Origin of the sequence: Mycobacterium sp. E2238 (genome assembly GCF_001672665.1) — a bacterium.
Taxonomy (GTDB): domain Bacteria; phylum Actinomycetota; class Actinomycetes; order Mycobacteriales; family Mycobacteriaceae; genus Mycobacterium.
In genome coordinates this window covers 1-3,913 of the sequence record NZ_LZKF01000073.1, presented here as the reverse complement: position 1 = coordinate 3,913, position 3,913 = coordinate 1, and the positions used below count along the sequence as shown (strand labels likewise).

Annotated in this window: 4 protein-coding genes; 3 read left to right on the top strand and 1 reads right to left on the bottom strand. The window is 69.2% G+C overall.

The genetic code is table 11. From position 1 onward, the window contains the following. On the bottom strand, window positions 1–673 hold a 673-nt coding region (locus A5711_RS05970), incomplete at its 3' end, for an aldo/keto reductase (RefSeq protein ID WP_067944716.1). Window positions 674–695: 22 nt separating this feature from the next. On the opposite strand from A5711_RS05970, the gene A5711_RS05965 reads away from it, so the two are divergent. The 3 genes from A5711_RS05965 to A5711_RS05955 all read left to right on the top strand — a co-directional run. Further along, window positions 696–1,694, top strand: a complete 999-nt coding sequence (locus tag A5711_RS05965) for an acryloyl-CoA reductase (protein WP_067944715.1) — start codon at window positions 696–698, stop codon at window positions 1,692–1,694. Window positions 1,695–1,716: 22 nt separating this feature from the next. Continuing rightward, window positions 1,717–2,688: an NADPH:quinone oxidoreductase family protein gene (locus A5711_RS05960; RefSeq protein WP_067944714.1), complete on the top strand. Its 972-nt coding sequence runs from the start codon at window positions 1,717–1,719 to the stop codon at window positions 2,686–2,688. 166 nt (window positions 2,689–2,854) lie between these two features. Next, a partial coding sequence (locus tag A5711_RS05955) for a homogentisate 1,2-dioxygenase (protein ID WP_067944713.1) occupies window positions 2,855–3,913 on the top strand: 1,059 nt, incomplete at its 3' end.

Here is a 3,913-nt window from a genome sequence, read left to right as displayed (position 1 = left end):
CGACCACGAGTTGGTGAGTGAGTACCGGGTTGGGTCGCATGAAGGCGGCCCCCAGGGGGAAAAACGGAACGAACGCGATCCCGCGCGCCGCACACTCGGCCAGCACCGGCGCCGAATCGCGCTGAACCAGGTTGAACGCGTTTTGCACGCAGGCGATTTCGGTGCGCTCGCACGCATGCAGCAGGTGTTCGCGGTTGACATTGCTCAGCCCGATGCCGCCGATCAGCCCCTCGTCACGGGCTTCGATCATGACCGACAGCTGGTCGTCGAACAGCTGATCCGGCCCGTCGCTTTCGAACACGCGCAGGTTGACCACGGCCAGCTGCTCGACACCGAGGGCCCGCAGGTTCGTCTCGATGTCGCGGCGCAAGTCCGCCGGCGCATCGACCGGCAGCCAGCCGCCGCTGCCGTCGCGACGCCCGCCCACCTTGCTCACCAGCGCCAGGTTCTCCGGATAGGGATGCAGCGCCTCGCGGATGAGTTCGTTGGCCACGTCGGGACCGTAGAACTGGGCGGTGTCGATGTGGTCGACGCCGAGTTCGACCGCCCGCCGCAGCACGGCCAGCGCCTCACCGCGGTCGCGGGGCGGACCGAACGCGTTCGGGCCCGGCAACTGCATGGCGCCGAAGCCCACCCGGGAGACCGAAAAGCGACCGAGTGGAAAGGAATCCATACCGTGAGGTTAGCGTCGGGGGATGGACACGTTTCAAGCGCTCGTCGCTCGCGAAGATGGTGACCGGATAACCGCGTCGGTCGAGACCTTGAGCCCCTCCGACCTGCCGCCCGGTGAGGTGACGATCCGGGTGCTCTATTCGAGCGTCAACTACAAGGACGCGCTGGCGCTGACCCCCGGCGGCGGCGTGGTGCGCGGCTACCCCGTGGTGCCGGGCATCGACCTGACCGGTGAGGTCGTCGAGTCGCAATCACCCGACTTCACCGTGGGCGAGAAGGTGCTGGCCCACGGATACCAGATCGGCACCGGCCACCACGGCGGCTACGCCGAATACGCGCGGCTGCCGGGCGACCAGGTCGTCGCACTCGGCTCGTTGAGCCCGCACGAGGGCGCCGCGATCGGCACCGCCGGCTTCACCGCCGCGATGAGCGTGCAGGCGTTGATCGACTGGGGCATCGAACCCGGCGCCGGGTCGGTGGTCGTCACCGGCGCCTCCGGTGGTGTCGGCTCGGTCAGCGTGGACCTGCTGGCCGCCAAGGGCTATCGGGTGGTCGCCTCGACCGGCAAGGAGGAGGCGGCCGGGCTGCTGAAAGAGCTTGGCGCCGCGGAGGTTATCGGGCGGCTGCCGGAAGACCCCGACGCCAAACCGCGGCCGCTGGCCAAGGCGCGCTGGGCGGCCGCGGTCGACTGCGTCGGCGGCGCGACCCTGGCCGACGTGCTCAGCGCCGTCGACTACGGCGGTGCGGTGGCCTGCAGCGGCCTCACCGGTGGCCCGGGATTGAAGACCACGGTGATGCCGTTCATCCTGCGCGGCATCGCGCTGCTCGGGATGGATTCGGTGCAGATGCCGATCGGCCCGCGCCGCAAACTGTGGGCGCTGCTGGGCGATTCGTTGCGCCCGCGTCATCTCGACGCACTCACCAGCGACGTCGACATCAGGGATGTGGTCGATGTGCTGGATCGGGTGCGCGCCGGCAAGTTCACCGGGCGGGCGGTGGTGCGGGTCGCCGGCGGATTCTGAGCCGGCAGTAGGCTGACCGACCATGCGAGCTGCACGGGTGATTCGGCTGGACGGTCCGGACGCGATCGAGGTGGCGGAGATCGACGAACCCTCGGGTGACGGCGTGGTCGTGGATGTGTACGCCGCCGGCGCCGCCTTCCCCGACGCCCTACTGACCCGGGGCCTGTACCAGTACCGCCCCGAGCCGCCGTTCGTGCTGGGAGCCGAGATCGCGGGGGTGGTGCGTTCGGCGCCGGACGGCGCACACGTGCGGCCCGGCGACCGGGTCGTCGGCCTGACGATGCTGTCCGGCGGCATGGCCGAGGTCGCGATCCTGCAACCCGACCGGGTGTTCAAGCTCCCCGACAACGTCGGTTTCGAGGCGGGCGCCGGCCTGCTGTTCAACGACCTCACGGTGTACTTCGCCCTGACCGTGCGTGGCCGGCTGGCCCAGGGCGAGACGGTGCTGGTGCACGGCGCGGCCGGCGGCATCGGAACATCGACGCTTCGGCTGGCATCGCTGCTCGGGGCATCGCGCACCATCGCAGTCGTCAGCACCGAACAGAAGGCGGACGTCGCGACCGCCGCCGGGGCCACCGACGTGGTGCTGGCCGACGGATTCAAGGACGCGGTCAAGGAGCTCACCGGCGGCCGCGGCGTCGACGTCGTGCTCGACCCGGTCGGCGGCGACCGGTTCACCGACTCGCTCCGCTCGCTCGCCCCGGGCGGGCGGCTGCTGGTCGTCGGCTTCACCGGCGGCGACATTCCCACCGTCAAGGTGAATCGGTTGCTGCTCAACAACATTGACGTGGTCGGCGTGGGCTGGGGCGCCTGGACGGCGACGCATCCGAACGCGCTGGCCGAGCAGTGGGCCGGACTGGAGAAGTTGCTTGCCTCGGGTCGGCTGGCTCCGCCCGACCCGGAGGTCTACCCCCTGGACGACGCCGCCGCCGCGGTCGCGTCCCTGGAGAACCGCACCGCCAAAGGCAAGGTCGTGGTGCGCGTCCGCGACTGACGCGATGGGCCGAACCGGCCGCGCCCGGTCGTGTGACATTCGCAGGATTCGATAGCGCGGGCGATATCAAATCCCGGTAGCCGGGCATGGTCCGCCCTTGTGTAGGCCCGGAACAAAAAGTAATGTCACTTTCAGTTTTAGCCGCCGCCGCAGCCGGGAGTCAGCCATGGAATCCTTCGTCCACTTGCGAAAAGGGAAAACGCCACGCCGCCTGCACGCCGACCTGGACGGGCTGAAGGACGACGAGCTGGGCCGGGGCGGATTCACCGGCCGCACGGCGAACCTCTACCGCCGTCACGACCCCACCGCCTACCGGTCGGTCGGCCCGCTGCGCCCCGTCGACGTGCTGGCCGGTGAGCTCAAGCCCAGCGACGCCACCGACGCCAACGGCGCTTCCCTGCTGATGTTCAGCAACGCCGACTGCCGAATCCTGTTGAGCCGCCGCCACGAGCCGATGCCGTTCTACGCCCGCCATGTCGACGGGGACCTGCTGTGCTTCGTCCACCAGGGTGCCGGCCTGCTCGAAACGGAGTTCGGGCCGCTGCGCTACCGCGACGGCGACTGGGTCTACATCCCGAAGGCCTGCACCTGGCGCCAGGTGCCGGACAGCGAGACGACGATGCTGATGATCGAGGCGACCGACGAGTTCCGGGTTCCGCCACCCGGGCCGCTGGGCCGCCACTTCCCGTTCGACCCGTCGCAGGCCACCATTCCCGAACCGGCGCCCATCGACGACGACGGCAGGGACGAGTACGAGGTCCGGCTCGTCCATGATGGTGGCCCCACAACGCTGTTCTACCAACACAATCCGCTCGACATCGAGGGCTGGCGCGGCGACAACTTTCCGTTCACGTTCAACATCGCCGACTACAACGTGGTCACCTCCGACAGCGTCCACCTGCCGCCGACGGTCCACCTGTTCATGCAGGCCACCGGCGTCTACGTGATGAACTTTTTGCCGAAGCCCGCGGAAGGCGTCTCCGGCACCGAGCGCACACCCTGGTATCACCGCAATGTCGACTACGACGAGATCGCCTTTTTCCACGGCGGCTCGCTCTACGGCATTCCGATGCCGCCCGGCCTGATTTCCCATGCGCCGCAAGGCGTCCACCACGGCGCACCGGAGAAGGCGCGGGAACGGGCGCGCCGCAAGTTCGACGAGTACTCCCGCGTCGATTGGCAAGTGATCGCCGTCGACACCCGCCGGCGTCTGACCCCGTCGGCC

Coding starts and splice junctions, on each gene's coding strand:
- A5711_RS05960 (WP_067944714.1), top strand. CDS start 1,717: ATGCGAGCTGCACGGGTGATTCGGCTGGACGGTCCGGACGCGATCGAG.
- A5711_RS05965 (WP_067944715.1), top strand. CDS start 696: ATGGACACGTTTCAAGCGCTCGTCGCTCGCGAAGATGGTGACCGGATA.